We start from the raw sequence: 23,066 nt of genomic DNA, 5'->3' as shown, positions 1-23,066 counted from the left end.
GGACACGCGGGCGGCGCGCCCCCTTCTATCATCCCGCCGGAGCGAGCGTCACCCGGACGCGCGAGCCGCGCGCGACCACCTTGCCGGCGGCGGGCGTCTGGCCGATCACCCGGCCCGAGCCGCTCGGGTCGGGGGCGAGGTCGAGCTCCTCCAGGCGGCGGATGGCGGCGCGCATGGGGAGGCCGGCCAGCGCCGGGACCGCCACGCTGCCGGCGGGCATCGCCGCCTGGCGCCGGTCGGCCCACTCCACCGCGGGCGGCTCCGGCGGCTCGTCGGCGGCCGGCGCCTGCGCCACCTCGATCGCGGCGGGGGGCGGGGTGCGCACCGCCGACGGATCCGGCGGCACGCCCATCATCCGCAGCGCGTACTCGGCGATCTCGCGGAACGCCGGCGCCGCCACCTCGCCGCCGTAGATCTCGCCGCGCGGCTCGTCGATGAACACGCCGATGGCGATGCGCGCCTGCTCCCCCGGCGCGAAGCCCACGAACGAGCTGTAGTGCCGGTCGGCGGAGTAGCCGCCGGAGATCCGGTCCGGCTTCTGGGCGGTGCCGGTCTTCCCGGCGGCGCGCCAGCCGTCGAGCCGCGCGCGCTTCCCCGTTCCCTTCGGCTCCTCCACCACGCCCACCAGCCACCGCGCCACCATCGCGGCGACCTCCGGGCGCACCGCCTGCCGGACCACCTCGGCGGCGGGCGCCTCCAGCACCTGCCCGGTGGCGGGGTCGAGCACGCGCTTCACCAGGCGCGGGCGCACCAGCGCGCCGCCGTTCGCGATCGCGGCCATCGCCGTCGTGACCTGGAGCGGGCTGGCGGTGATGGGACCCTGGCCGAAGCTCTGGGTGGCGAGGCCGATGTCGGAGCGGGCCAGCTGCACCTGCCCGCGGATCTCGCCGGGCAGCCCGATGCCGGGGCGCTCGCCGAAGCCGAACGCGAGCAGCGCGTCGCGCACGCCCTCCCGCCCGAGCCGCGCGCCGATCTGCGCCGCGCCGATGTTGGAGCTCTCCACCAGGATGCGCGACGGCCCCGCCCAGCCCACCGGGTGGGTGTCGTGGATCACGTGGCTGCCCACCGGCCAGCGGCCCGCGCCGCAGTCGAACGGGTCCTTCGGGCCGACGGCGCCGCGGTCGAGCGCCGCCGCGATCACGAACGTCTTGATGGTGGAGCCGGGCTCGAACGCGTCGGTCACCGGGCGGTTGCGGATGGCGTCCGCGGTGCGCGGCGCGTTCGCGTTCGCGACCGGGTAGCTGGCGAGCGCCAGCACCTCGCCGGTGCGCGGGTCCATCGCCACGGCGGTGCCGGACAGCGCGCGCGAGCCGGTCACCGCCCGCGCCAGCGCCCGCTCCGTCACCACCTGCAGGCCCTGGTCGAGCGTCAGCTCCACCCGCGCGCCCTCGCGCTCGCGGCCGGGCGAGGGCGCGTCGGCGAGCACCACCCGCCCGCGCCCGTCGCGCAGCGACGGCACGCGCGCCGGCTCGCCCCGGAGCAGCTCGTCCTCGGCGAGCTCCACGCCCTCCCGCCCCGCGCCGTCGTCGTCCACCACGCCCAGCACCTGCGCCGCCAGCTCGAGCTTCGGGTAGTAGCGCCGCGTCTCGGGGACGAGCCGCACCGCGCGCACCCGCTCCTCGTCGATCCACCTGCGCAGCGCGGCCGCCTCGGCGGGCGGGATGCGCCGCTCCAGCCACACGAAGCGCCCGCCCTTGGCGAGCTTCCGCTGCAGCGCGCGCGGGTCCTGCTTCAGGATGCGGGCGATGCGCCGGACCGCGGCGCCGGAGCGGTCGTGCTCGGCGAGCAGCTTCGGGTCGGCGTAGGCGGACTGCGCGTCGGCGCTGCCGGCGAGCAGCACGCCGCTGCGATCGGTGATGACGCCGCGCCGCGGCCGGAGCACCAGCTCGCGCAGGTACTGGTCCACCGCCTCGCCGGCGAGCGCGTCGCGCTGCAGCACCTGCAGCCAGAACACCCGCCCCGCCACCGCGGCCAGGCCGGCGGCGAGCAGGGCGGAGAACACGGTGATGCGGAAGGCGATCCAGCGCGCGGCGCGGGGGTCCGGCCCGGCGCGCACGGCCTACGGCTCCCCCGGCGGCGCGCGGCCCGCCCGCAGCGGACCCCGGAGCGCGTACGCCGCCCCGGGAGCCGCCGCAGGCCCCGCCGCCGCCGCCCGCCCAGCAGAAGGGGATGGCTCCGCCGGCCGAGGAGGGTGACCAACCCCATCCACGCCCGCCCTACCCGGCGCGTCCAGCGGACGCTCCGGGCCTGCCGCCAACACCGCACCGCGGTCCGGCGGAGCCATGCCCAGCCCAGAAAGCCTCGTGTGCACCGCCCGCTCCAGCTGCCCGGGCGACCGCAGCATCTCCAGCTCGATGCGCAGCTGGTCCTGCGCGGCCACCAGCTCGGCGTGCTGCTTCTGCAGCTCGCCGAGCGCGTAGCCCGCGGCCACCACGCGCGTGCGCGACCAGATGTGGAACACGCCCAGCGCCGCGAGCAGCGCGGCGGCGAGCGCGATCTCGCCGGCCAGGCGCGCGCCGGGGAGGCCCGGCGCGGCGCGGCGCGCGGAGGCGCGGGCGCTCATCGCAGCTTCTCCACCGCGCGCAGGCGCGCGCTCCGGGCGCGCGGGTTGCGCGCGATCTCGTCGTCGGACGCCTTGACCGCCTTGCGGGTGATGGCCGCGAAGGAGGCCTTCGCCCCGCAGGCGCACACCGGCAGGTCGGGCGGGCAGGTGCAGGCCTGCGTCAGCGCCCGGAACTTCTCCTTCACCATCCGGTCCTCGAGCGAGTGGAAGGAGATGGCCGCGGCGCGCCCGCCCGGCGCGAGGACGCCGGGCAGGCCGTCCAGCCACGCCGCCAGCGCGCCCAGCTCGTCGTTCACCGCGATGCGCAGCGCCTGGAACGTGCGGGTGGCCGGGTGGATCCGGTGCGGCCAGGCCTTGCGCGGGATGGCGCCGGCCACCACCTCGGCGAGCCGCGCGGTGTCGAGCGGCGCCTCGGCCTCCAGCGCCGCCTTGATGGCGCGCGCCACCGGCCGCGCGAACGGCTCCTCGCCGTACTCGCGCAGGATGCGGGCCAGCTCGCGCTCGTCGATCCGGCGCAGCAGGTCCTCCAGCGTCTCGCCGGTGTCGCCCATGCGCATGTCGAGCGGTCCGGGCCGCGAGAAGGAGAAGCCGCGCTCCGCCTCGTCGAGCTGGGGCGAGGAGACGCCCAGGTCCACCAGGGCGCCGTCCACCGCGCCGATGCCGAGCGCCTCGAGCACGTTCTTCGCGTCGCGGAAGTCGGAGCGCACGGCGCGGAACGCCTCGCCGAAGCGGGCGAGCCGGGCGGTGGCCGCGGCGAGCGCGCGGGGATCCTTGTCGAGGGCGATCACGCGCGCCCCCGCCTCGAGCAGCAGGCCGGAGTGCCCGCCGCCGCCGAGCGTGCCGTCGAGGAACAGCTCGCCCGGCCGGGGGCGCAGGAGCTCCAGGACCTCGTTCGCGAGTACCGGCTCATGGCGAAAGTCCGCGCTCACGCCGCCCGGACGGCCTCCTCCACGTCGCCATACAGCTCCACGTAGCCGCCCGCGCCGCCGGCGTGCACCAGGTCGCGCACGTAGCGGCTCGCGCCCGCGGCGCGCAGGCCGGGGATGGCCTTCAGCAGCGCCGCGCCCGCGTAGTGCAGGTGCGTGACGCGCTTCAGGTCCACCACCACCATCCGGCCCTCGTGGCGGGCGCGCTGCGCCAGCCCCGCGATGGCGGACAGCTCGTCGCGCGTGAGCTCGCCCACGCAGCGGATCACCGTGACCTCGTCCTGGTTGCGCGCCTCGTACATTGCCCGTTCCCCTTCGCCCGCTACGTCCTGAAGAAGTCCACCACCTGGTCCGCCGGGATCTCCGCGGACATCTGCTCGTCGTAGGCCGCCCGGTCGTACAGGTGGATGGTCCGCCCCATCCCCACCCAGACGACGTCCTTCTGCAGGCCCGCCCACTCGCGGAGCGGCGGCGGGACCAGCACGCGGCCGTGGACGTCGAGGTCCACCTCGTGCGCGCTCGAGACGAACTTGAGCACGTTGCGCTGCCACCGCGCGTCGAGCGGCGAGGCCTCCATCACCTTCTTCACCAGCTCGTTCCAGACCGACTGCGGGAGCGCCTGCACCGCCCGCCAGTGCGGGTACTGCATGAGCACGATGCGCGGCTCCCCGGCCGCGGCCAGCGCCTCGCGAAACTTCGCGGGGAGGCTGGTGCGCCCCTTCGCGTCGATCGCGTGGTTGAAGGTTCCGAAGAACACGGGCTGGCCGATCTTCCCGCCGGGATCCGCTTTTTGCCACTTTCTCCCACCGGCTGGTTCGGATCTACGGACATCGGCCGGAGAAGTCAACGGTCGCCCCGGCGCGCCGGGACGGGCCTGGGCCGGCGTTCAGGATCGGATCTGGAGCCGTGGGGGTGGGCGTTGTCCCACACGCGACCGGTGGGAGGGGGCGAGGGACGGCGCGCGCTTCCGCCGCAGCGATATCGAGGTGGGACCGCGGCCGCCCCGCCGCCCCGAGCGACCCGTTGACGCGCCGTGGCAGGACCCTGAATAAGGGTTCGACCCCCAGCCCGAGGCCGCCATGACTTCACTGAAGGACAAGACCGTCTTCATCACCGGCGCGAGCCGGGGGATCGGGCGCGCCATCGGCGTGGCCGCCGCCCGCCAGGGCGCGAACGTGGTGGTGGCCGCGAAGACCTCGGCCCCGCACCCGCGGCTCCCCGGCACCATCCACGACGCGGCCGAGGAGATGGAGCGCGCCGGCGGGCGCGCGCTCGCGGTGGAGTGCGACATCCGCGACGAGGCGCAGATCGCGGCGGCGGTGGCGCGCGCCGTCGAGCGGTTCGGCGGGATCGACGTGCTCGTCAACAACGCCAGCGCGATCTTCCTGGCGGGCACCGTGGACACGCCCATGAAGCGCTGGGACCTGATGCACGGCGTGAACGCGCGCGGCACGTTCGCCGTCTCGCAGGCCTGCATCCCGCACCTGGCCCGCGCCGCGAACCCGCACGTGCTCAACCTGTCGCCGCCGCTGTCGATGGAGCCGCGCTGGTTCGCGAACCACCTCGCCTACACCATGGCGAAGTACGGCATGAGCATGTGCGTGCTGGGCATGGCCGAGGAGCTGCGCGACCAGGGCATCGCGGTGAACGCGCTCTGGCCGCGCACCGTGATCGCCACCGCCGCGCTGAACCTGCTCGGCGGCGACGAGACCGCCCGGCACGGGCGCACGCCCGAGATCGTCGCCGACGCGGCCATGGAGATCCTCCGCCGCCCGGCCCGGGCCTGCACCGGCAACTTCTTCATCGACGACGAGGTGCTGCGCGAGGCCGGGATCACCGACCTGTCGCGCTACGCGGTCGAGCCCGGCGCCGAGCTGATGCCGGACCTGTTCCTCGGCTGACGCGGCGCGCCGCCACCGCCCGCGCCGCGGACCGGGGCGGATTCACCCAGCGTGTCGTACCCGACCGCCTGTGGGCGGAGGTCGGGCGTTCGTCTCCGCACGGTTCGGGGGCTGCCCTCCCGGCCGTGACGCGTGCTAGGCCAGGGGCTTCACCAACCGGCGAACGCCGATGGGGACTCACATGCGAAAGCTCACGCTCGCCGCGCTCTGTGCCGCGGCGATGGCCTGCGGTGGCGGTGACGAGGCAGCGGATCCCGCCTCGCGCAAGTTCACCTATGGCGCTGCCTCGTCGCCGACCGCGGAGGAGCAGGCGGCCGCGGCCACCGCCGAGGGCACGACCGCCGACGCGATCGCGCTCCGGACGGACACGAGCGCCACCGCCGACGCGCGCGCCTCGTCCGTCGCGGGCCTGCCCGACACCATGGCGGCGAGCGCCTGGGGCTCGGCCTCCGTCGCGGCCGCGACGGGCCTGCCCGGCGCCGGCCTCGAGCGCACGCTGTCCATCCTGGGCGGCCCGAGCGCCGCGGCGCTGACCGGGTTCGACGACCCGGCCTGCGTGAGCGTGAGCGTGGGCAGCATCGCGTACGACGGCTGCACCATCACCATGGGCACCGACGCCATCACCGTGGACGGCACCGTGACGCGCGCCGGGAGCACCGTCACCTGGAGCCTGACGTCCACGCTGACGAGCGCCGGCGACGGCTACTCGATGACGGTGGTGGTGCACCCGACGGGCAGCCTCACGTTCGGCGCCGGCACCGTCGCCGGCCGCGCGCGCTCGGACACCTCCGCCACCGTGCGCTCCGGCCTGACCAGCATGCACCTGGCGTACACCACCCTCGCCGACCTGGATCTCGAGCACGACGGCAACGGCTGCATCACCGGCGGCACGCTCGAGCTGCGCCGCGTCTGGACCGACCGCGTCCCGGGCATGCCCAGCGACGGCCCGTACGCGGACGCGGGGCTGCTGTTCACCTGGCAGGGCTGCGGCGTGGTGCTGGTGTCCAGGGCGATCTAGAGGGGGCTGCCCCCCGCCTTCTGACGGGGCTGCGCCCCGCCCCGCCGATCGGAGCTCGTCGGGGCCCCACCCTGCTCGCCGGGTAGCGGGGCCGCGCGTCGCGGGGATGGCTACGATCCGGGCATGCACTCCGCGGACCGGGCGCTGGCCGCCGTCGAGCGCGCGCTGCACCTGCAGCTCCCTCGCGGGCTGTTCCTCCCGGGCGGGCTCGGCCCGTTCGACGAGACGGTAGACCCGGAGGCGCTGCTCGAGCCGGCGGCCGGCGCGGTGCGCGGGGGCGAGCTGCTCCCGGACGCGCTGCCGTTCGCGCGCGGCGCGGACGGCGCGGTGCTGGCGCTCCGCTTCGGGCCGGGCGGACGCCCCCGCGAGGCGATCGCCTGGCACCCCGGCGGCGCCTGGCACCCGACCGACCTCGCCCCCGGGCTCGCGTCCGAGCCGGCGCGCCTGCGCCGGGCGTGCGAGGCGGCGCTGGAGAGCGGCCTCGCGGTGCTGGCGGGCGAGAGCGGCGCGGCGTCGCTGGCGCAGGACCTCGGCGTCGCGCGCGAGACGTTCTCCGACTGGCTGCTCGACGCGCGGCTCGTGCCCGCGGCCGCGCGCGCCGCGCTGCGCCGGCTCACCGGGGCGGGCGACGTGGCGCTGTTCGCGCAGGACTGGAGCGCGGCGGCGTCGGCCGCGCGCGCCGCGCTCGCGGCCCGGCCGGATCTCGCGTGGCCGGGCGCGGTGCTGGGCTGGCACGAGGAGGGGCGGGGTCGCGCCGCGGACGCGGCCCGCGCGTACGCCGGCGCGCTGGGCGCGTTCGGGGGCACGCTCGCGTTCGCGGGTCGCCTGGCGCGCCCGGGCGAGAGCGCGGCCCGCGTCATCTCGGCGGCGTGGCAGCGAGCGACCGGCGGCCGCGCGGCGCCGGATCCCGCGCTGCGCGCCGCGCTGGCCGGGCCCGGGCCGCTGCGCGCGCACCTCCTCGCCGAGAGCGACCGCGCGCGGGCCGAGGGGCGCCACGCCGCCGCGTGGGACCTGGCGCTGCGGGCGGGCTGGCAGCGTCACGTCGCGGTGGACATGGACGACGTGCTGGGGCGGATGCTCGACGCGGCGGAGGCGGCCGGCCACGCCGCGCACGCCGAGCTGGCGCGGCTGCACCTCCGCGCCTGGGTCGGGTCGGGACGGTAGCGCCCGCGCCCGGGCTCAGGCGCCGACGGGCAGGAACAGGTTCGCGCCGATGCGCCCGTGCCCGGCCTCGCCGAGGAGCAGGTCGAGCGCGAGCGTGGCCGCGTCGTCGGCGAACGGCTCCGAGCCGGGGCGCTCCTCGAGGTCGAACAGCTTCAGGTAGCCCTGGCAGGCGGCGCAGGTCTCGGCGCGCGCGCCGGGATCGTTCTCGAGGTGGTGGTAGGCGAGGCCGGCGGTGGCCTGGCACCCGGCGCAGCGGATCCGCGGGAGGTGCCACTCGGCCGCGCAGAGCGAGCACGTGAGGTAGCGGAGGCGATCGTCGCCCTGCACCACGCCGGCCACCGGCGGCGAGCCGCACACCGGGCAGCCGCCCTCCGCCCGCGCCACCGCGGATGGGTCGAGCCGCGCGGCCCGCGCCGTGGCGAGCACCTGCAGCGCGGCCCCGGCGAACGTCGCCGCGGCCAGGTCCTCGCGGCGGGAGGTCCCGGCGAGCACGCCGGCCGCGATGCGCCGGAGCGCGTCCGGCGCGGCGTCGCGGAGCCCGCGCACGGCCTCCGCCGCGGCGTCCGGCAGGCCGTCGGCGGGGAGGGCCGCGAGCAGCGCCCGGAGCACCGCGCCGAGCGCCGGATCCGCGGCGAGCGCGTCGCGGTCCAGGGGCCGGCCCGGCGCGCGCGGCGGCACGAACCCCGGGACGGCCGCGATCGCAGCGCGCTGCGCGGTGGCGAGCCGCCCCAGGAACGCGAGGAACGGATCGCCGCCGCGCTCCGCGGCGACGGCCTGGAACCGCCCGGCCCGGCCGGCGAACAGCAGGCCCGGCTCCGGCAGGCGCAGGTACGGGATCTCGACCCCGGGGAGCTGCACGAGCGTGTTCACGCCGCCTCCCCCGCGATCGCCGCCCCGCGCGGCCCGGTCACGGCCGCTCCTTGCCCGTCATCCGGGCGTACCAGCCCGGGTGGTGGAAGCGCGCCCACGCGCCGGAGACGGTGCCCCGGGTCATGGCGCGCATCGAGCCCTTGGTCCAGTAGGCGGCGTAGACGTGGATGCCGATGCCCACGAACATCACGAACGCGAGCCCGGCGTGGAGGACGGCCGCCACGCGGCGGGTGACGAGCGCGAACGACGGCGCGAAGTAGGGACGCCACAGCACGATGCCGGTGAGGAACAGGCCGGCGATCACCACCACCATCGACCAGTACATGAGCTTCTGGCCGGCGTTGTACTTCCCGTCCACGTAGGGCTCGGCCGCCTTGTTCATGTAGGCGACCATGTTGCTCATCCACTTCTTGTCGCTGTCCGTCATGATGTTGTCGCGCCACAGCCGCAGCGCGTACGCGTAGAACAGCACGAACAGCGCCACCCCCAGGAACGGGTGGAGCACCCGCATGAACGCCGCGCCGCCGAAGAACGCGCTGGTCCAGTAGAAGAACGGGTGGAACATGGCGAGGCCGGAGAGGAACAGCGCCACGTAGGCGACCGCCACGGCCCAGTGCGTGAGGCGCTCGCCGGTCGAGTAGCGCGGGACGACCTCTCGCCCCGGCGGCATCCGCATCGCAGGCATCATGACGGGTTCTCCTTGTGGTCCTCGTCGACCTCGATCGGCCCGACCTTCATGTAGTGGAAGATCCCGGCCACCACGACCGAGACCATGGTGAGGACGCCCAGCGTCTTGGCGACGCCGCTGCGCCACAGCGCCACCAGCGGCGACACGCGCGGATCCTTCGGCAGCCGGTACAGCTCCGGATCGCCGTGCGGCAGCACGAACAGCACGTGCGTGCCGCCCACGCCGGACGGATCGTAGAGCGCCGCCTTCTCGAAGCCGCGCGACTTCAGCTCGACCAGCCGCTCGCCGGCGAGGTCCTTCATGTCCGTCTTGGTGCCGAAGGCGAGCGCGCCGGTGGGGCAGGTCTTCACGCACGCCGGCTCGAGCCCGACCGAGACGCGGTCGGAGCAGAGCGTGCACTTGTACGCCTTCTGGTCCTTCATCGAGTAGCGCGGGATGTTGAACGGACAGCCGGTCTGGCAGTACCCGCAGCCGATGCACTGGTCCTGCTGGAAGTCCACGATCCCGTTCGCGTACTGCACGATCGCGCCGGGGGCCGGGCAGGCCTTCAGGCACCCGGGCTCGGCGCAGTGCAGGCAGCCGTCCTTCACGATGAGCCAGGCGAGCCCCTTGTCCGCGGGGAGCTCCTCCTCGTAGAAGCGCATCACCGTCCACGACTGCGCGGTGAGGTCGGCCGGGTTGTCGTAGTGGCCCGGGTTGATCCCCACCTCGTCGCGCAGGTCGTTCCACTCCATGCACGCCGACTGGCACGCCTTGCAGCCGATGCACTTGGAGATGTCGATGAGCTTCGCGACCTCCAGCGCGCCGCGCGCCTGCGGCGGCGTGCTGGTGGAGGCGGACCGGTTGATGACGTCGAGAGACTGGAACGCCATGGCCGCCTCCTAGACCTGCCCCGCGGCGGCCTTCTCCACGTCCACCAGGAACGCCTTGAACTCGGGCGTCTGGGTGTTCGCGTCGCCGACGAAGGGGGTGAGGGTGTTCGAGATGTAGCCGGGCTTGGTGAGCCCGTCGAAGCCCCAGTGGATGGGGATGCCGACGGTGTGGACCTCCTGGCCCGCGATCTTCAGGGGCTTGATGCGCTTCGTGACCACCGCCTTGCCCACGATGCGGCCGCGCTTCGACCGGACCGCGACGGCGTCGCCGCTGCGGATGCCCTTCTTGCCGGCGAGCACCTCGTCCAGCTCGATGAACAGCTCGGGCTGGAGCACCGACGGGATGCGCGCGTGCTTGGTCCAGAAGTGGAAGTGCTCCACCACGCGGTAGGTGGTCGCGGCGTACGGGAACTCGCCCGGGAGCCCGAGCTGCGCCTTGTCGCCGGGGAAGATCCGCGCGGCGGGGTTCGGCCCGACCTTCGGGTGCATCGCGTTCGACGCCGCCGGCGACTCGAACGGCTCGTAGTGCTCGGGGAACGGCCCCTCGGCCATCTTGTCGAGCGCGAACAGCCGGCCCATGCCCTCCGGGTTCATGATGAAGGGCGACATGCCCTCCTCGGGCTTCGAGTCCACCTTGAAGTCCGGCACGTCGTGCCCGACCCACTTCGCGCCGTTCCACCAGACCAGCTTGCGGTTCTTGTCCCAGGGCTTCCCGGACGGATCGCAGGAGGCGCGGTTGTAGAGCACGCGGCGGTTGGCCGGCCACGACCAGCCCCACGTCGGCGTGACGCCGAGGCCGCTCGGGTCGGAGACGTCGCGGCGCGCCATCTGGTTGCCGGCCTGCGTGAACGAGCCGCAGTACAGCCAGTTCCCGGACGCGGTGGTGCCGTCGTCCTGCAGGTGCGCGAACGTGGCGAGCTGCTCGCCCTCCTTCGCCAGCAGCGGGGCCTTCGGATCCTTCGGGTCCGCCTTGGGATCCTTCACGTCCGCGAGCGCCTTGCCGTTGAACTCGCGGGCGAGCTCCTCGGCCGACGGCGAGCGCGGGATCTTGTACTCCCAGGTCAGGTCGCGGATCGGATCCGGGAAGGCGCCGCCCTCCTTCTCGTAGAGCGCCCGGAGCCGCATGAAGAGCGCCGCGACGATCTCGGCGTCCCCCTTCGCCTCGCCCGGCGGCTCGGCCGCCTTCCAGTGCCACTGCAGCGTGCGCCCGGAGTTGACGAGCGAGCCGTCCTCCTCGGCGAAGCAGCTCGAGGGCAGCCGGAACACCTCGGTCTGGATCTTCGCGGGCTCGACCGGGTTGAGGTCGCCGTGGTTCTGCCAGAAGTTCGAGGTCTCGGTGACGAGCGGGTCGATGGTGACGAGGTACTTCAGCTTCGAGAGCGACTCGAGCAGCTTGGGCTTGTTCGGGATCGACGCGAGCGGGTTGAAGCCCTGGCAGAGGTACCCGTTGACCTTGCCCTGGTGCATCAGGTCGAAGACCGCGAGGATGTCGTAGACCTTGTCGAGCTTGGGCAGGTAGTCGTACGCCCAGCCGTTCTCCTTCGTCGCGGCCTTCCCGTACCAGGCCTTCATCAGCGACACGTAGAACTTCGGGTAGTTCTGCCAGTAGTTCATCTGGCCGGGCCGGAGCGGCTTCGGCGTCCGCTTCGCCAGGTACGTCTCGACGTCGGGGTCCGCGTCCCGCGGCACGGTCAGGTAGCCGGGCAGCAGGTCGGAGAGCAGGCCGAGGTCGGTGAGCCCCTGGATGTTGGAGTGGCCGCGCAGCGCGTTCACGCCGCCGCCGGCCATGCCCACGTTGCCGAGCAGCAGCTGGATCATCGCGATCGAGCGGATGTTCTGCGAGCCGACCGAGTGCTGCGTCCAGCCGAGCGCGTACAGCGCCGTCATGGTGCGGTCCGGCGCCGAGGTGGTGGCGATCGCGTCGCAGATGCGCGTGAACGTCGCCTCGGGCACGCCGGTGATGTCCGCCACCATCTTCGGCGTGTAGCGCGCGTAGTGCTTCTTCATGAGCTGGAACACGCAGCGCGGGTCCTGCAGCGTCGGGTCGCTCTTCGCGAAGCCGTCCGGGCCGGTCTCGTACGACCAGGTGGACTTGTCGTACGTGTGCTTCGCCTCGTCGTACCCGGAGAACAGGCCGTCCTGGAAGCCGTAGCCCTCCTTCACGATCAGCGAGGCGTTCGTGTACGCGGCCACGTACTGCTTCTGGATCGCCTCCTTCTCCAGCAGGTGGCGGATGACGCCGCCCAGGAACGCGATGTCGGTGCCCGGGCGGATCTGCGCGAAGACGTCGGCCACCGCGGCGGTGCGCGTGAAGCGCGGGTCCACCACGATGAGCTGCGCCTTGTTGTGGGCCTTCGCCTCGACCACCCACTTGAAGCCGCAGGGGTGGGCCTCGGCGGGGTTGCCGCCCATGACGAGGACGAGGTTGGCGTTCTTGATGTCGACCCAGCTGTTCGTCATCGCGCCACGGCCGAACGTGGGGGCCAGACCGGCCACCGTGGGACCGTGTCAAACACGTGCTTGGTTGTCGATCGCGACCCCGCCCAGCGCGCGCCAGACCTTGTGGGTGATGTAGCCGGTCTCGTTCGACGAGGCGCTCGCGGCCAGCAGGCCCACGGTGGGCCAGCGGTTCACCGTGACGCCGGCGGCGTTCTTCGCGACGAAGTTCTTGTCGCGGTCGTCCTTCATCAGGCGCGCGATCCGGTCGAGCGCCCAGTCCCAGGTGACGCGCTCCCACTTGTCGGAGCCGGGCGCGCGGTACTCGGGGTAGCGCAGGCGGTTCGGGCTCTGGACGAAGTCGAGCAGCGACGCGCCCTTCGGGCAGAGCGTGCCGCGGTTCACCGGGTGGTCGGGGTCGCCCTCGACGTGCATCACCGCGCTGTGCGCGTTCTTGGAGCGATCGCCCAGCGTGTAGAGGATGACGCCGCAGCCCACCGAGCAGTACGGGCAGGTGTTCCGCGTCTCGGCGGTGCGCGACAGCTTGAAGTTGCGGACGTCGGCGAGGACGCGATCCGGCGAGAAGCCCAGCGCGACCAGGCCGGTGCTGCCCACGCCGGCGGCGGTGAGCTGAAGGAACTGGCGTCGGGTGACGGACATGGCTCGAACCTCCAGGAGGTCCGATCTCCATAGCCCCGTCCCTTCGCGGATGGCAGAGGCCCGGCGCGGCCAGTTGGGGCACCCAGCATCATTTACGCTTCGTGAATGACGCCGTGACGCGCGGCGCCATGGACCGTCCGTCGGTCGGGCGCCGGGCGCGCCGTCGAATGTGGAGCGGTTCGGTCGATGATGTGCCGCGTCTCATCCGCGCGGCGGCACCGCCCGTCCGGGCTCCGCGCCCGCGCCGTCGGACAGCACGCGCACCGAGAGGAAGCGGCCCATCGGATCGCGCAGCACCTCCAGCGCGCGGCCGCCGCCGGCGTCCACCACCTGCACCACCTGGCCGCGCTCGTCGCGCCGCTGCGTCCGGATCGGGAGCGCCGCGAGGTCGCCCACGTCGCGCTCGGCGACCAGGGTCCCGTGCGCGTCGAGCGCGCGCTCGAGCACGCGGCCGTCCGGCGTGAGCAGGCGCTGGACGCGCTCACCCGCGGAGGTCCGCGCCTCGGCGAGCAGCGTGAGCGCCGGCGCGGGGAGCGCCGCGACCGGGAGCTCGGCAGCCGGCGACGGGGCCGACGCGGGCGGCGCGGCGGCCGGCAGCGGGGGCGCGGGCGGGTCCTTCGCGACGGCCGGCGCCGGCGGCGGCGCGGGCACGGCGGGCGGCGCAGCGCTCGCCAGCGCGGCCGGCTCGGCGGCGGCGCGCGCCGGCTCCGGCGAGGCCCGCTCGATCCGCACCCCGGGCGCGAGCCGCGCGGCGTCGTCGAGGAGCGCCTGGACGGCGTCGGCGGGCCCCCCGAGCGTCAGCTTCAGCACCACGTCCCGGTAGACGACCCCGGGCTCGACCTGGGCGGGGAGGTTCGTCCGCTCGACCTTCCACCACGCACGCGCCGGCGCGCTGCCGGCGAGCGTGACGCGGATCCGGGGCCGTTCCTCGAACGTGACCTGGCGGAGGCGCACGGTGGCGCCGAGCTCGACCGCGGCCGGGTCGGCGGCGCCGGCGGCCGGGTCGAGCGCGGGCGCGGGGGAGACCGCGAGCGCCACCGCGAGGGCCACGAGCGCGGCCTCGTCGAGGCGCGGCGCCGGGGGCGCCGCGGGGGCCTCGGCGTGCGCCGGACAGGGAAGGAGCGCGGCCGCGAGCGCGGCGGCGGCGAGGCGAGGGAGCGTCACGGGGCACCTCCGGCCGCGCGCGCGAACGTCCCGCGCGCGGCGACCGGAGATGCATGCGAACCGCCCGCGCCGCAGGGAAGCGCCCACGCCGGGCGCCCCCGCGGCGGCGGGTGAGGCGCGGTCAGTCGGCGGTGGCCGACGCCTCGGCCTGCTCGTGGCGGAGCTGCTCCTCCATCACCAGCCGCGAGATCTCGCGCTTCACGTCGTTGAACTCGGGCGAGGCGGGGTCGCGCGGGCGGGGGAGGGTGATGCGCAGGTCGCGCTTCACCGTCCCGGGGCGGTAGGTCATCACCACCACGCGGTCGGCGAGGTAGATGGACTCCTCGATCCCGTGCGTCACGAAGACGATGGTCTTCCGCAGCTCGGCCCAGATCCGGAGCAGCTCGTCCTGCAGGTTGCGCCGGGTGAGCGCGTCGAGCGCGCCGAACGGCTCGTCCATGAGCAGCATGGGCGAGTCGATGGCGAGGACGCGGGCGATGGCCACGCGCTGGCGCATGCCGCCGGACAGGTCCTTCGGGAACCGGTCGCGGAAGTCGCGCAGGTTCAGCTTCGCGAGCAGCGCGTCCACCCGCTCGCGGATCCGGGCGCGCGGCGCGCCCTGCATCTCGAGGCCGAACGCGACGTTCTTCTCCACGGTCATCCAGGGGAACAGCGCGTACTCCTGGAAGACCATGGCGCGGTCGGGCCCGGGCGCCGTCACCGGCCGCCCGCCCGCCACGATGCTCCCGGCGGTGGGCGGGGAGAAGCCGGCGATGGCGTTGAGCAGCGTGGACTTGCCGCAGCCGGAGGGGCCGAGCAGGCACACGAACTCGCCCTCGGCGATGTCGAGGTCGATGCCGTCGAGCGCCTTCACCTCGCGTCCACCGGTGGTGAACACCTTCCGGACGTCGCGGATCCGGATGGCCGGGGCCTGGGCGGCGGGGAGATCTGCGGGCATCCTCATCCCTCCATCCCCCGGTGCCACCGCAGGAGCCACCCGTTGAGCCGGCTCATGCCCAGGTCGATGCCCAGGCCGGCGATGCCGATCGAGATCATCCCCGCGATCACCTTGTCGGACCAGAAGTACTCGCGCGCCTCGAGGATGCGGTAGCCGAGGCCGGCGTTCACCGCGATCATCTCCGCCACGATCACCACGATGAACGCGACGCCGATGCCGATGCGCACGCCGGCCAGGATGTACGGCATGGCGGCGGGCACCATGATGCGCCAGAACAGCGTCCACTCCGACGCGCCCAGGTTGCGCGCGGCGCGGACGTAGATGGCGTCCACGTTCCGCACGCCGGCGATGGTGTTCATGAGCACCGGGAAGAACGCGCCGAGCGAGATGAGGAAGAACGCCGGCGGGTCGCCCAGGCCGAACCAGAGGATGGCGAGCGGGATGTAGGCGATGGGCGGGATGGGCCGGAGGATCTGCACGAGCGGGTTCATCAGCTCGTACACCACCGGCCGCGAGCCCATGAGCAGGCCGAGCGGCAGCGCCAGCCCGGCGCCCACCGCGAACCCGCCCACCACCCGGTACAGGCTGGTGAGCGCGTCGTGCGGGAGCTCGCCCGAGAAGGCCCAGGCCAGCCAGTTGCCCCCCGCGTACGGCTCGAACGGCCGCGCGTAGGCGATCCAGCGCAGCAGCACCTGGGACGGCGCGGGGAGGACGATGGGGGACACCCAGCCGGCCCGGGAGACGCCCTCCCAGGCGGCCAGGAAGATCACCGGGACGGCCAGCGACCGTGCGAGTCGGAGCGCGCCCTTCATCGCTACTTCACGCCCGCCTTCTGCTTCGCGTGCTGCAGCAGGTCGGTCTTCACCCAGTCGGTGGCCTTCGGGGGCTTCTGCATCTTCCCGACGCCGTACTTCGCCATCAGGTCGGTGGTGATCTGGATGTGCTCGGCGGTGACGTCGTAGGAGAAGGGCGAGTTGGAGATCGCGTCCCGGTAGTCCGCGGGCGTGATCTGGCCCTTGAACATCTGCTCGACCACGTACTTCTCGGCCGCCTTCGGGTTGTCGATGAAGTACTTGGTCGCGTCCACGAAGCAGTCGAGCACCTTCTGCGCGACCTGCGGCCGCTCCTTGTAGAGCTTCTCGGTCATCACCATCACGCGGACCGGCTCGCCGAGCGGCGTGTCGTACGGCTTCAGCACCTCCTTGCCGAAGCCCTTGTTGATGGCCTGCGACGACTGCGGCTCGGACTGGCACATGGCGTCGATCTGCTTCTGCATGAGCGCCTGGTTGAGGTCGGCGAACGCCATGTAGACGATCTGCACGTCCTTGCCCGGCCGGTCCGACCAGGTGAGGCCGGCCTTGGACAGCTCGGCGAGGAGCAGCAGCTCCTGCGCGCCGCCGCGGGCCACGCCCACCTTCTTGCCCTTCAGGTCGGCGACCTTGGTGATGTCCTGGTCCACCGCGGCCACCAGGCGGGCGCCGCCCTTGGCGAAGCCGGCGACCACGTAGACCTGGCCGCCGCCGGAGCGGTTCGCGATGGCGGCGTCGGCGGCGCTGGCGGCGAGATCCACCTCGCCCTTCACGATGGCGGGGAAGATGTCGATCCCCTTCGGGAAGACGATCTCCTCCACGTTCAGCCCGAACTTCTTGCAGTGCTCCTTCATGTAGGAGACCGCGCCGTAGTGGGCGAACTTGAGGTTGCCGAGGCGGACCGTCTCCTGGGCACGGGCGGGGCCGCTCGCGAGCGCGAGCAGCGCCGCGAGGGCGGCGATGCGGACCATGGGACCTCCGGACGTCGTGGCGGGCTGGGGGGGCGCGCCGCGGTGATGTTCACGGACAGTTGTCGAACGACGGACGCATGAACCTAACCGGGCGCCTGCGGGGGTGTCACCGGGGCGCTCGATCTCGGTTGGGTCGTCGCACGGAGGGTGCTCCCCCGGCGCTCGCGCTCGCGCGCCGCCTCACCGGGCGCGCGCGGCGGCGGCCGCGCGGCCCGGCGGTCCTGGCTACAGCTCGACCTTCGGCAGGTGCGCGAGCGACGCGCGCACCTTCTCCTCCGGGTACTCGAAGTCCTCGAGCTTCCCGGAGAGGTACTGGTCGTACGACGTCATGTCCACGTGGCCGTGGCCGGAGAGGTTGAAGAGGATGACCCGCTCCTTCCCCTCCTCCTTCGCGCGCAGCGCCTCCTCGACCGCGCCGCGGATCGCGTGCGAGGACTCCGGCGCGGGGATGATCCCCTCGGCGCGGGCGAACTGCACCGCCGCCTCGAAGCAGGCGAGCTGCCCGACCGCGCGCGCCTCCACCAGGCCCGCGTGCACGAGCTGCGACACGAGCGGCGAGGCGCCGTGGTAGCGCAGGCCGCCGGCGTGGATGCCGGGCGGCATGAAGTCGTGACCCAGCGTGTACATCCGCATGATGGGCGCCATCTTCGCGGTGTCGCCGTAGTCGAAGGTGTAGGCGCCCTTCGTGAGCGTGGGGCAGGACGACGGCTCGATGGCGAGGATGCGCACGTCCTTGCCGGCGGCCTTGTCGGCGAGGAACGGGAAGCCGATGCCGGCGAAGTTGGAGCCGCCGCCGTGGCACCCGATGACGACGTCGGGGTACTCGCCCGCGAGCTTCAGCTGCTCCTTCGCCTCCAGCCCGATCACCGTCTGGTGCAGGCAGACGTGGTTGAGCACGCTGCCCAGCGCGTAGCGCGTGTCTTCGTGGGTGACCGCGTCCTCGACGGCCTCGGAGATCGCCACGCCGAGCGAGCCGGGGCTCTGCGGATCCTCGGCCAGGATCCCCCGGCCGGCGGCGGTGCGGTCGGACGGCGACGGGATCACCTCCGCGCCCCACAGCTGCATCATGCTGCGGCGGTACGGCTTCTGGCCGTACGACACCTTCACCATGTAGACGGTGCAGGCGAGCCCGAACATCTGCGCGGCGAGGGCGATGGACGAGCCCCACTGCCCGGCGCCGGTCTCGGTGGCGAGGCGCTTCGTGCCGGCGAGCTTGTTGTAGTAGGCCTGCGGCACCGCCGTGTTCGGCTTGTGCGAGCCGGCCGGCGAGACGCCCTCGTACTTGTAGTAGATGTGCGCCGGCGTCCCGAGCACCTTCTCCAGGCGGTGCGCGCGGAACAGCGGGGCCGGCCGCCACAGCCGGTAGATCTCGCGGACCGGCTCGGGGATCTGGATCCAGCGCTGGGTCGAGACCTCCTGCTCGATGAGCTGCGGCGGGAAGATCCGGACCAGGTCGTCCGGGCTGGCCGGCTTGCCGGTGGCGGGGTGGATCACCGGGGACAGCGGCTCCGGCAGGTCCGGGATGACGTTGTACCAGTGGGTGGGGATCTGGTTCTCGCCGAGCAGGAACTTCGTCTGCATTCGCGCCTCGCAGGAGGGATGGCCGGCGCCGCAGGCCCGGGGGCGCGGCGCGAGAAACCGATCATTAGCCCAGAGCCCGATAGGGGCGTCAAGGCGGCGCGATGCCTCGCGGCGCGAAAGGGTCGCCCCCCTCAGGTGCGTAGCGCGATTGGCAGCGCCGTGTCCTCCGGAGGTGGCACAATGTCGTCCATTCGAGGTCCCGGGGGGACTCTTCTCCGCCCATTCAGGGGGTATCACATGACACGCTGTATCCGCTTCATGGCGGTGGCAGCCGTGCTGGCGCTCGCCGGCCCGGCCAGCGCCCAGAACTTCAGGCCGGCGATCGACAGCCAGCGCCTGCGCCTCGATCCGACGGCGCACGGCTCGCTCGTCCTCGGTGACGGCGAGGTGCTCGAGGAAGGCCAGTTCCGCGCGGCGCTCACCGGCCACTACGAGCGGTCGCCGATGGTGCTCCTGACGAACGGCGACCTCCGCGGGCGCGGCCTGTTCGCGGACGGCACCAAGGAGACGCAGCTCCTCCGCGAGCGCGCCACCATCCACCTCAACCTGGCGATGAACCTCTGGAAGCGCCTCGAGCTCGGCCTCCACGTGCCGGCCGTCGCCTACCAGTACGCCGAGAACCACGTCCGCGGCGAGACCAGCATCAACCACCCGACGCAGGGCGGCATCGCCGCCCCGTCCGCCATGCTCCGCTACGGCATGAGCAGCGAGCGGACCGGCGCGCCGCTCGCGAGCGCGATCGCCGTCGAGGTCGTGTTCCCCTGGACCGACAAGGTGGACTACGGCGGCGAGAAGGGCTTCATCATCGCGCCGCGCCTCGAGGTCGGGAAGACGTTCGGCGGCCTCCGCCTGATGGCGGACGCGGGCGGCCAGCTCCGCACGAAGGACGTGGAGCTGACGAACGGCGAGAAGCTCTCGCACGAGGTCCTCGGCGGCCTCGGCGTCGCCACCACCGGCAAGCTGCGCGCCGAGCTCACCGCGCGCGGCGCGTTCAACTTCGACGGCCTGTCGCAGAGCGCCGAGCTGCTCGCCGGCGTCCGCTACACGTTCGGCGAGGGCGAGATCTACGCGCTCGGCGGCCCCGGCTTCATGGAGTCCCCCGGCACGCCCACCTACCGCGGCCTGCTCGGCTTCGCGTTCATCGGCGGCAAGAAGGCCGCCCCGCCGCCGCCCCCGCCGCCGCCGGATCCCTGCGCGGCCGGCCAGGCGCACACCCCGGAGCAGTGCCCGGCGCTGGACGACGACGGCGACGGCGTCCCGAACGGCCAGGACCGCTGCCCGCTCGAGAAGGGCGTCGCCGAGAACCAGGGCTGCCCGGACAAGGACACCGACCGTGACGGCGTGCCGGATCGTCTGGACCGCTGCCCGAGCGTGCCCGGCGCCACCGACAACCAGGGCTGCCCGAAGGACTCCGACAAGGACGGCGTGCCGGACGACAAGGACCGCTGCCCCGACAAGCCCGGCATCCCCGAGAACCAGGGCTGCCCGCCGGAGCGCGCCGAGATCAAGGCCGGCAAGATCGACATCAAGGAGAAGGTCTACTTCGACACCGGCAAGGCCACCATCAAGGCGCAGTCCAACGCGCTGCTCGACGACGTGGCGAAGCTCGTCGCCGCCAACCCGCAGGTGGGCGTGGTGACGATCGAGGGCCACACCGACAGCACCGGCTCCGCCGCGACGAACCGGGCGCTCTCGCAGAAGCGCGCCGAGTCGGTGAAGGACTACCTGGTCTCGAAGGGCGTGGACGCGTCGCGCCTCGAGGCGAAGGGCTTCGGCCCGGATCGCCCGGTCGAGTCCAACAAGACCGCCAAGGGCCGCGAGGCCAACCGCCGGGTCGAGTTCACCATCCAGAACGCGAACCCGTAGCGAATCGACCGGGGCCGCCGCCCGCACGGGCGGCGGCGTCCCACCGGGGCCGGACGCGCCGCTGGCGCGCCCGGCCTCGCCGTCTTCAGGCCATCACCTCGCCGCCGTCCACGTGGATGGCCTGGCCGGTGACCGCGCCGTTCAGCGCGAGGAACACCGCCGCCTCCGCGACCTCCTCCGGCAGCGCCGCGCGGCCCAGCGGGTTCGCCCTCAGGATGGCCGCGCGCGCCTCCGCCTCGGTGCGGCCGGTGGCGCGGGCGATGTCCTCGACCGCCTCGTCGAGCATCCGCGTCTCCGTCCAGCTCGGGCAGATCGCGTTCACCGTCACGCCCTTGCGCGCCGCCTCGAGCGCCAGGCTCCGGGTGAAGCCGATGAGCCCGTGCTTGGCCGAGGAGTAGGCGCAGCCGTACTTCAGGCCGATCCGGCCCGCCACCGACGAGACGTTGATCACGCGGCCGTACCCCCGGTCGTACATCGACGGGAGGAACGCGCGGGTGAGCAGCACCGGCGCGGTGAGGTCCACCGCGAGGAGCGCGTCCCAGGTCTCGTCGTCCATGCGCTGCAGCGGCGCGCTCGCGTGGATGCCGGCGTTGTTGACGAGCACGTCCACCGGGCCGAGCCCCGCGGCCACCGCCGCCGGCGCGGCGGCGAGCTGCGCGCGATCCGAGACGTCGAGCGGCAGGAACAGGGTGCGGCGTCCGAGCGCCGCCACCTCCGCCGACACCGCCTCGAGCTCGGGCACGCTGCGGGCCGCCACCGCCACGTCCGCCCCCGCGCGCGCCAGCGCCAGCGCGATGGCGCGCCCGATGCCGCGACCGCCGCCGGTGACCAGCGCCACGCGCCCCTCGATGCCGGCCATGACCGCCTCCCGCTCGCCCGCGCGAGCCCTCCGACGATAGCGGCGGCGCGAGGGCAGGTGCAACCTCCGGCGTGCGCGCCGCACGGCCGCACACCCGCCCGCACGATCCCGGCGCCGCGGCGCACCGACGACGTCACACCTCTGCGCGTCGCGCCCTCATGGTGCACGGCGGTGCGCGGCCGGGAAGGCGCGGAGCCGCGGGCGAAGCGCTACAGTAGGCGAGCGTCACGGAGGTCCCGCCGGCGTGCGGCGCGGAGGAGGAGCGGCGATGGACGGCGAGCGGCGCGCGCACCCCAGGTTCCCGCTGATCCTGGCGGTCCAGTACCTGGGCGCCGAGAACGTGCTCGACTACACCGAGAACCTCTCGGCGGGCGGCCTGTTCATCCGGACCGAGCGCTCGTTCGAGGCGGGAGAGCGCGTCACGCTGGTGCTCTCGTTCCCGCAGCTCCTCGAGCCGGTCGAGCTCCAGATCGAGGTGGTGCGCCGGCGCGACGGCTCCGACGGCTCGCCGGCGGGCGTGGCGGTGCGCGTCCCCGACGATCGCCCCGAGGACCGCGCGCGGCTCGCCGACGTCGCGCGGCGGGTCGCCGGGGCGCGGCACCCGGACCCCTCGTTCCGGATCCTGCTGGTGGAGGACAACGCGCTCGTCGCCACCATGTACGCGGCGGCGCTGCGCCGGCTGTCCGAGACCGAGCACGTCCCGGGCCTGGGCATCGAGGTGGCGAGCGACGGCGCCGCGGCGTTCGACCGGCTGCTCCGCGCGCCCGCGGTGGACGTGGTGGTGACGGACGTCTTCATGCCGATCGTGTCCGGCATCACGCTGGTCGAGCGGATCCGGGCCGAGCCGACGCTGGCGCACCTGCCGGTGGTGGTGATCACCGCGGGCGGCGAGCAGGAGCGCGAGCGGCTCTCGGGCCTCGGCGTCTCGCTGTTCCTGCGAAAGCCGGTGAGCTACCAGGATCTCTCCGGCGCGGTCCGCTCCCTGCTGGAAGGCCGGACGGCCCGCCCGCAGGCGGCTCCCCCGCGCGAGGAGGCCCGCCGGGAGGCGTTGACGGCCGGCGCCGAGGTGGGCACTGATCGGCCAGACGCGAAACCGGCCTCCCGCCGGTGAACGGGGGCAGCAGGACGACGCCTCCAGCGCTCGAGGGCCCGCCACGGCGGGCCCTCTCGCTTTCCGGCCGCGGAGCCGCCGGCGCGCCGGGGCGGCGGGCGCTCACCAGCGGTGATAGGCCGGGTGGCCCTCCCTCACCGCGACGAACGTGCCGCGGCAGGTGGCCCGCACCTTCCCCTCCGCGGTCAGCGTCGCCTCCACCACCGCGCGGTCCGCGCCGGACTCCACCACCCGCGCCGCCAGCCTCACCGGGCCGCCGGTGGGCGTCGGCCGGAGCAGGGTCACGTGGAAGTCCGCGGTCACGGTGCAGGGCGGCGCGTCCAGGCCGGCCTTGCGCATCAGGTGCACCGCCGCCGTCCAGTTGGAGTGGCAGTCGAGCAGCGTGCCGGTGATGCCGCCGGAGAGCATGCCCTCGAACGCCTCGTGGTGCTTCTCGGCCTGCCACTCGGCCACGACCTCGTCCCCGCGCTCGAAGCTCCGCACGCGCAGCCCCTTCGCGTTGGCCGGGCCGCAGCCGAAGCAGGCGTTCCGGGGGGCGTAGCGCTCCTGCAGGCTGGGCTCGGCGGCGTCGGACATGGCGGCTCCCGGGGTGGTGGCGGGCCTGGCGCGGCCCAGGCTCCCGAGGATAGCCGCCCACCGTGCCCGTTGCCGGGTCCGGGCGGGCAAGCTA

General features: G+C 73.9%; 21 protein-coding genes. 5 read left to right on the top strand and 16 right to left on the bottom strand.

Annotated elements, in window-relative coordinates; translation table 11 throughout:
- Window positions 1-28: 28 nt before the first annotated feature.
- The 5 genes from ADEH_RS19445 to ADEH_RS19425 are packed head-to-tail and all read right to left on the bottom strand — an operon-like array spanning window position 29 to window position 4,246.
- Window positions 29-2,056: a penicillin-binding protein gene (locus tag ADEH_RS19445; protein ID WP_011422813.1), complete on the bottom strand. Its 2,028-nt coding sequence runs from the start codon at window positions 2,054-2,056 to the stop codon at window positions 29-31.
- Between the two features lie 3 nt (window positions 2,057-2,059).
- Window positions 2,060-2,563, bottom strand: coding sequence for a hypothetical protein (locus ADEH_RS19440; protein ID WP_011422812.1), 504 nt, complete (start codon window positions 2,561-2,563; stop codon window positions 2,060-2,062).
- Window positions 2,560-3,492: a 16S rRNA (cytosine(1402)-N(4))-methyltransferase RsmH gene (rsmH, locus tag ADEH_RS19435; RefSeq protein ID WP_011422811.1), complete on the bottom strand. Its 933-nt coding sequence runs from the start codon at window positions 3,490-3,492 to the stop codon at window positions 2,560-2,562. The genes ADEH_RS19440 and rsmH overlap by 4 nt, the downstream gene beginning before the upstream one ends.
- The gene (locus ADEH_RS19430) at window positions 3,489-3,791 is read right to left on the bottom strand and encodes an anti-sigma factor antagonist (RefSeq protein ID WP_011422810.1); all 303 of its coding nucleotides are present in this window, start codon (window positions 3,789-3,791) and stop codon (window positions 3,489-3,491) included. The genes rsmH and ADEH_RS19430 overlap by 4 nt, the downstream gene beginning before the upstream one ends.
- A gap of 20 nt (window positions 3,792-3,811) precedes the next feature.
- Window positions 3,812-4,246: a division/cell wall cluster transcriptional repressor MraZ gene (locus ADEH_RS19425; protein ID WP_011422809.1), complete on the bottom strand. Its 435-nt coding sequence runs from the start codon at window positions 4,244-4,246 to the stop codon at window positions 3,812-3,814.
- Window positions 4,247-4,568: 322 nt separating this feature from the next.
- Here ADEH_RS19425 and ADEH_RS19420 point away from each other — a divergent pair, with 322 nt between their 5' ends.
- The 3 genes from ADEH_RS19420 (at window position 4,569) to ADEH_RS19410 (ending at window position 7,572) form a co-directional block, all read left to right on the top strand.
- Window positions 4,569-5,390, top strand: a complete 822-nt coding sequence (locus tag ADEH_RS19420; protein WP_011422808.1) for an SDR family oxidoreductase — start codon at window positions 4,569-4,571, stop codon at window positions 5,388-5,390.
- Between the two features lie 181 nt (window positions 5,391-5,571).
- Window positions 5,572-6,408 (top strand): hypothetical protein, encoded by an 837-nt coding sequence (locus ADEH_RS19415; protein ID WP_232287342.1) that lies wholly within the window; start codon window positions 5,572-5,574, stop codon window positions 6,406-6,408.
- Between the two features lie 123 nt (window positions 6,409-6,531).
- Window positions 6,532-7,572, top strand: a complete 1,041-nt coding sequence (locus ADEH_RS19410; RefSeq protein ID WP_011422806.1) for an SMI1/KNR4 family protein — start codon at window positions 6,532-6,534, stop codon at window positions 7,570-7,572.
- 15 nt (window positions 7,573-7,587) lie between these two features.
- Here ADEH_RS19410 and fdhE read toward each other — a convergent pair whose 3' ends face one another.
- The 9 genes from fdhE to ADEH_RS19360 form a co-directional block, all read right to left on the bottom strand.
- Complete coding sequence (gene fdhE, locus ADEH_RS19405) at window positions 7,588-8,442, bottom strand: formate dehydrogenase accessory protein FdhE (RefSeq protein WP_011422805.1); 855 nt, start codon at window positions 8,440-8,442, stop codon at window positions 7,588-7,590.
- A 37-nt stretch (window positions 8,443-8,479) separates the two neighbouring features.
- Window positions 8,480-9,130 carry a formate dehydrogenase subunit gamma gene (locus ADEH_RS19400; RefSeq protein WP_011422804.1) on the bottom strand — a complete coding sequence of 217 codons (651 nt, stop codon included), beginning with the start codon at window positions 9,128-9,130 and terminating at the stop codon, window positions 8,480-8,482.
- Complete coding sequence (fdxH, locus tag ADEH_RS19395; RefSeq protein ID WP_011422803.1) at window positions 9,127-10,002, bottom strand: formate dehydrogenase subunit beta; 876 nt, start codon at window positions 10,000-10,002, stop codon at window positions 9,127-9,129. The genes ADEH_RS19400 and fdxH overlap by 4 nt, the downstream gene beginning before the upstream one ends.
- A 9-nt stretch (window positions 10,003-10,011) precedes the next feature.
- On the bottom strand, window positions 10,012-13,098 hold the full coding sequence (fdnG, locus tag ADEH_RS19390; protein ID WP_157061398.1) for a formate dehydrogenase-N subunit alpha: 3,087 nt from the start codon (window positions 13,096-13,098) through the stop codon (window positions 10,012-10,014).
- A gap of 201 nt (window positions 13,099-13,299) precedes the next feature.
- The gene (locus ADEH_RS19380; protein WP_011422800.1) at window positions 13,300-14,262 is read right to left on the bottom strand and encodes a hypothetical protein; all 963 of its coding nucleotides are present in this window, start codon (window positions 14,260-14,262) and stop codon (window positions 13,300-13,302) included.
- A gap of 121 nt (window positions 14,263-14,383) precedes the next feature.
- Entirely contained in the window at window positions 14,384-15,199 is an 816-nt protein-coding gene (locus ADEH_RS19375) for an ABC transporter ATP-binding protein (RefSeq protein ID WP_011422799.1), read from the bottom strand.
- Window positions 15,200-15,201: 2 nt separating this feature from the next.
- Window positions 15,202-16,011: an ABC transporter permease gene (locus ADEH_RS19370; RefSeq protein ID WP_011422798.1), complete on the bottom strand. Its 810-nt coding sequence runs from the start codon at window positions 16,009-16,011 to the stop codon at window positions 15,202-15,204.
- Between the two features lie 2 nt (window positions 16,012-16,013).
- Window positions 16,014-16,979 carry an ABC transporter substrate-binding protein gene (locus ADEH_RS19365; RefSeq protein ID WP_011422797.1) on the bottom strand — a complete coding sequence of 322 codons (966 nt, stop codon included), beginning with the start codon at window positions 16,977-16,979 and terminating at the stop codon, window positions 16,014-16,016.
- A 225-nt stretch (window positions 16,980-17,204) separates the two neighbouring features.
- The gene (locus ADEH_RS19360) at window positions 17,205-18,560 is read right to left on the bottom strand and encodes a TrpB-like pyridoxal phosphate-dependent enzyme (RefSeq protein WP_011422796.1); all 1,356 of its coding nucleotides are present in this window, start codon (window positions 18,558-18,560) and stop codon (window positions 17,205-17,207) included.
- 237 nt (window positions 18,561-18,797) lie between these two features.
- Here ADEH_RS19360 and ADEH_RS19355 point away from each other — a divergent pair, with 237 nt between their 5' ends.
- On the top strand, window positions 18,798-20,426 hold the full coding sequence (locus tag ADEH_RS19355; RefSeq protein WP_011422795.1) for an OmpA family protein: 1,629 nt from the start codon (window positions 18,798-18,800) through the stop codon (window positions 20,424-20,426).
- Window positions 20,427-20,511: 85 nt separating this feature from the next.
- Here ADEH_RS19355 and ADEH_RS19350 read toward each other — a convergent pair whose 3' ends face one another.
- Window positions 20,512-21,285, bottom strand: a complete 774-nt coding sequence (locus ADEH_RS19350) for an SDR family NAD(P)-dependent oxidoreductase (RefSeq protein WP_041453710.1) — start codon at window positions 21,283-21,285, stop codon at window positions 20,512-20,514.
- Window positions 21,286-21,553: 268 nt separating this feature from the next.
- On the opposite strand from ADEH_RS19350, the gene ADEH_RS19345 reads away from it, so the two are divergent.
- Window positions 21,554-22,396, top strand: coding sequence for a response regulator (locus ADEH_RS19345; protein ID WP_011422793.1), 843 nt, complete (start codon window positions 21,554-21,556; stop codon window positions 22,394-22,396).
- Window positions 22,397-22,498: 102 nt separating this feature from the next.
- Here ADEH_RS19345 and ADEH_RS19340 read toward each other — a convergent pair whose 3' ends face one another.
- Complete coding sequence (locus ADEH_RS19340; protein WP_011422792.1) at window positions 22,499-22,972, bottom strand: PaaI family thioesterase; 474 nt, start codon at window positions 22,970-22,972, stop codon at window positions 22,499-22,501.
- Between the last annotated feature and the right edge of the window lie 94 nt (window positions 22,973-23,066).

The organism is Anaeromyxobacter dehalogenans 2CP-C, from assembly GCF_000013385.1.
Lineage (GTDB): Bacteria > Myxococcota > Myxococcia > Myxococcales > Anaeromyxobacteraceae > Anaeromyxobacter > Anaeromyxobacter dehalogenans_B.
This window is presented reverse-complemented; position numbering and strand designations above follow the sequence as displayed.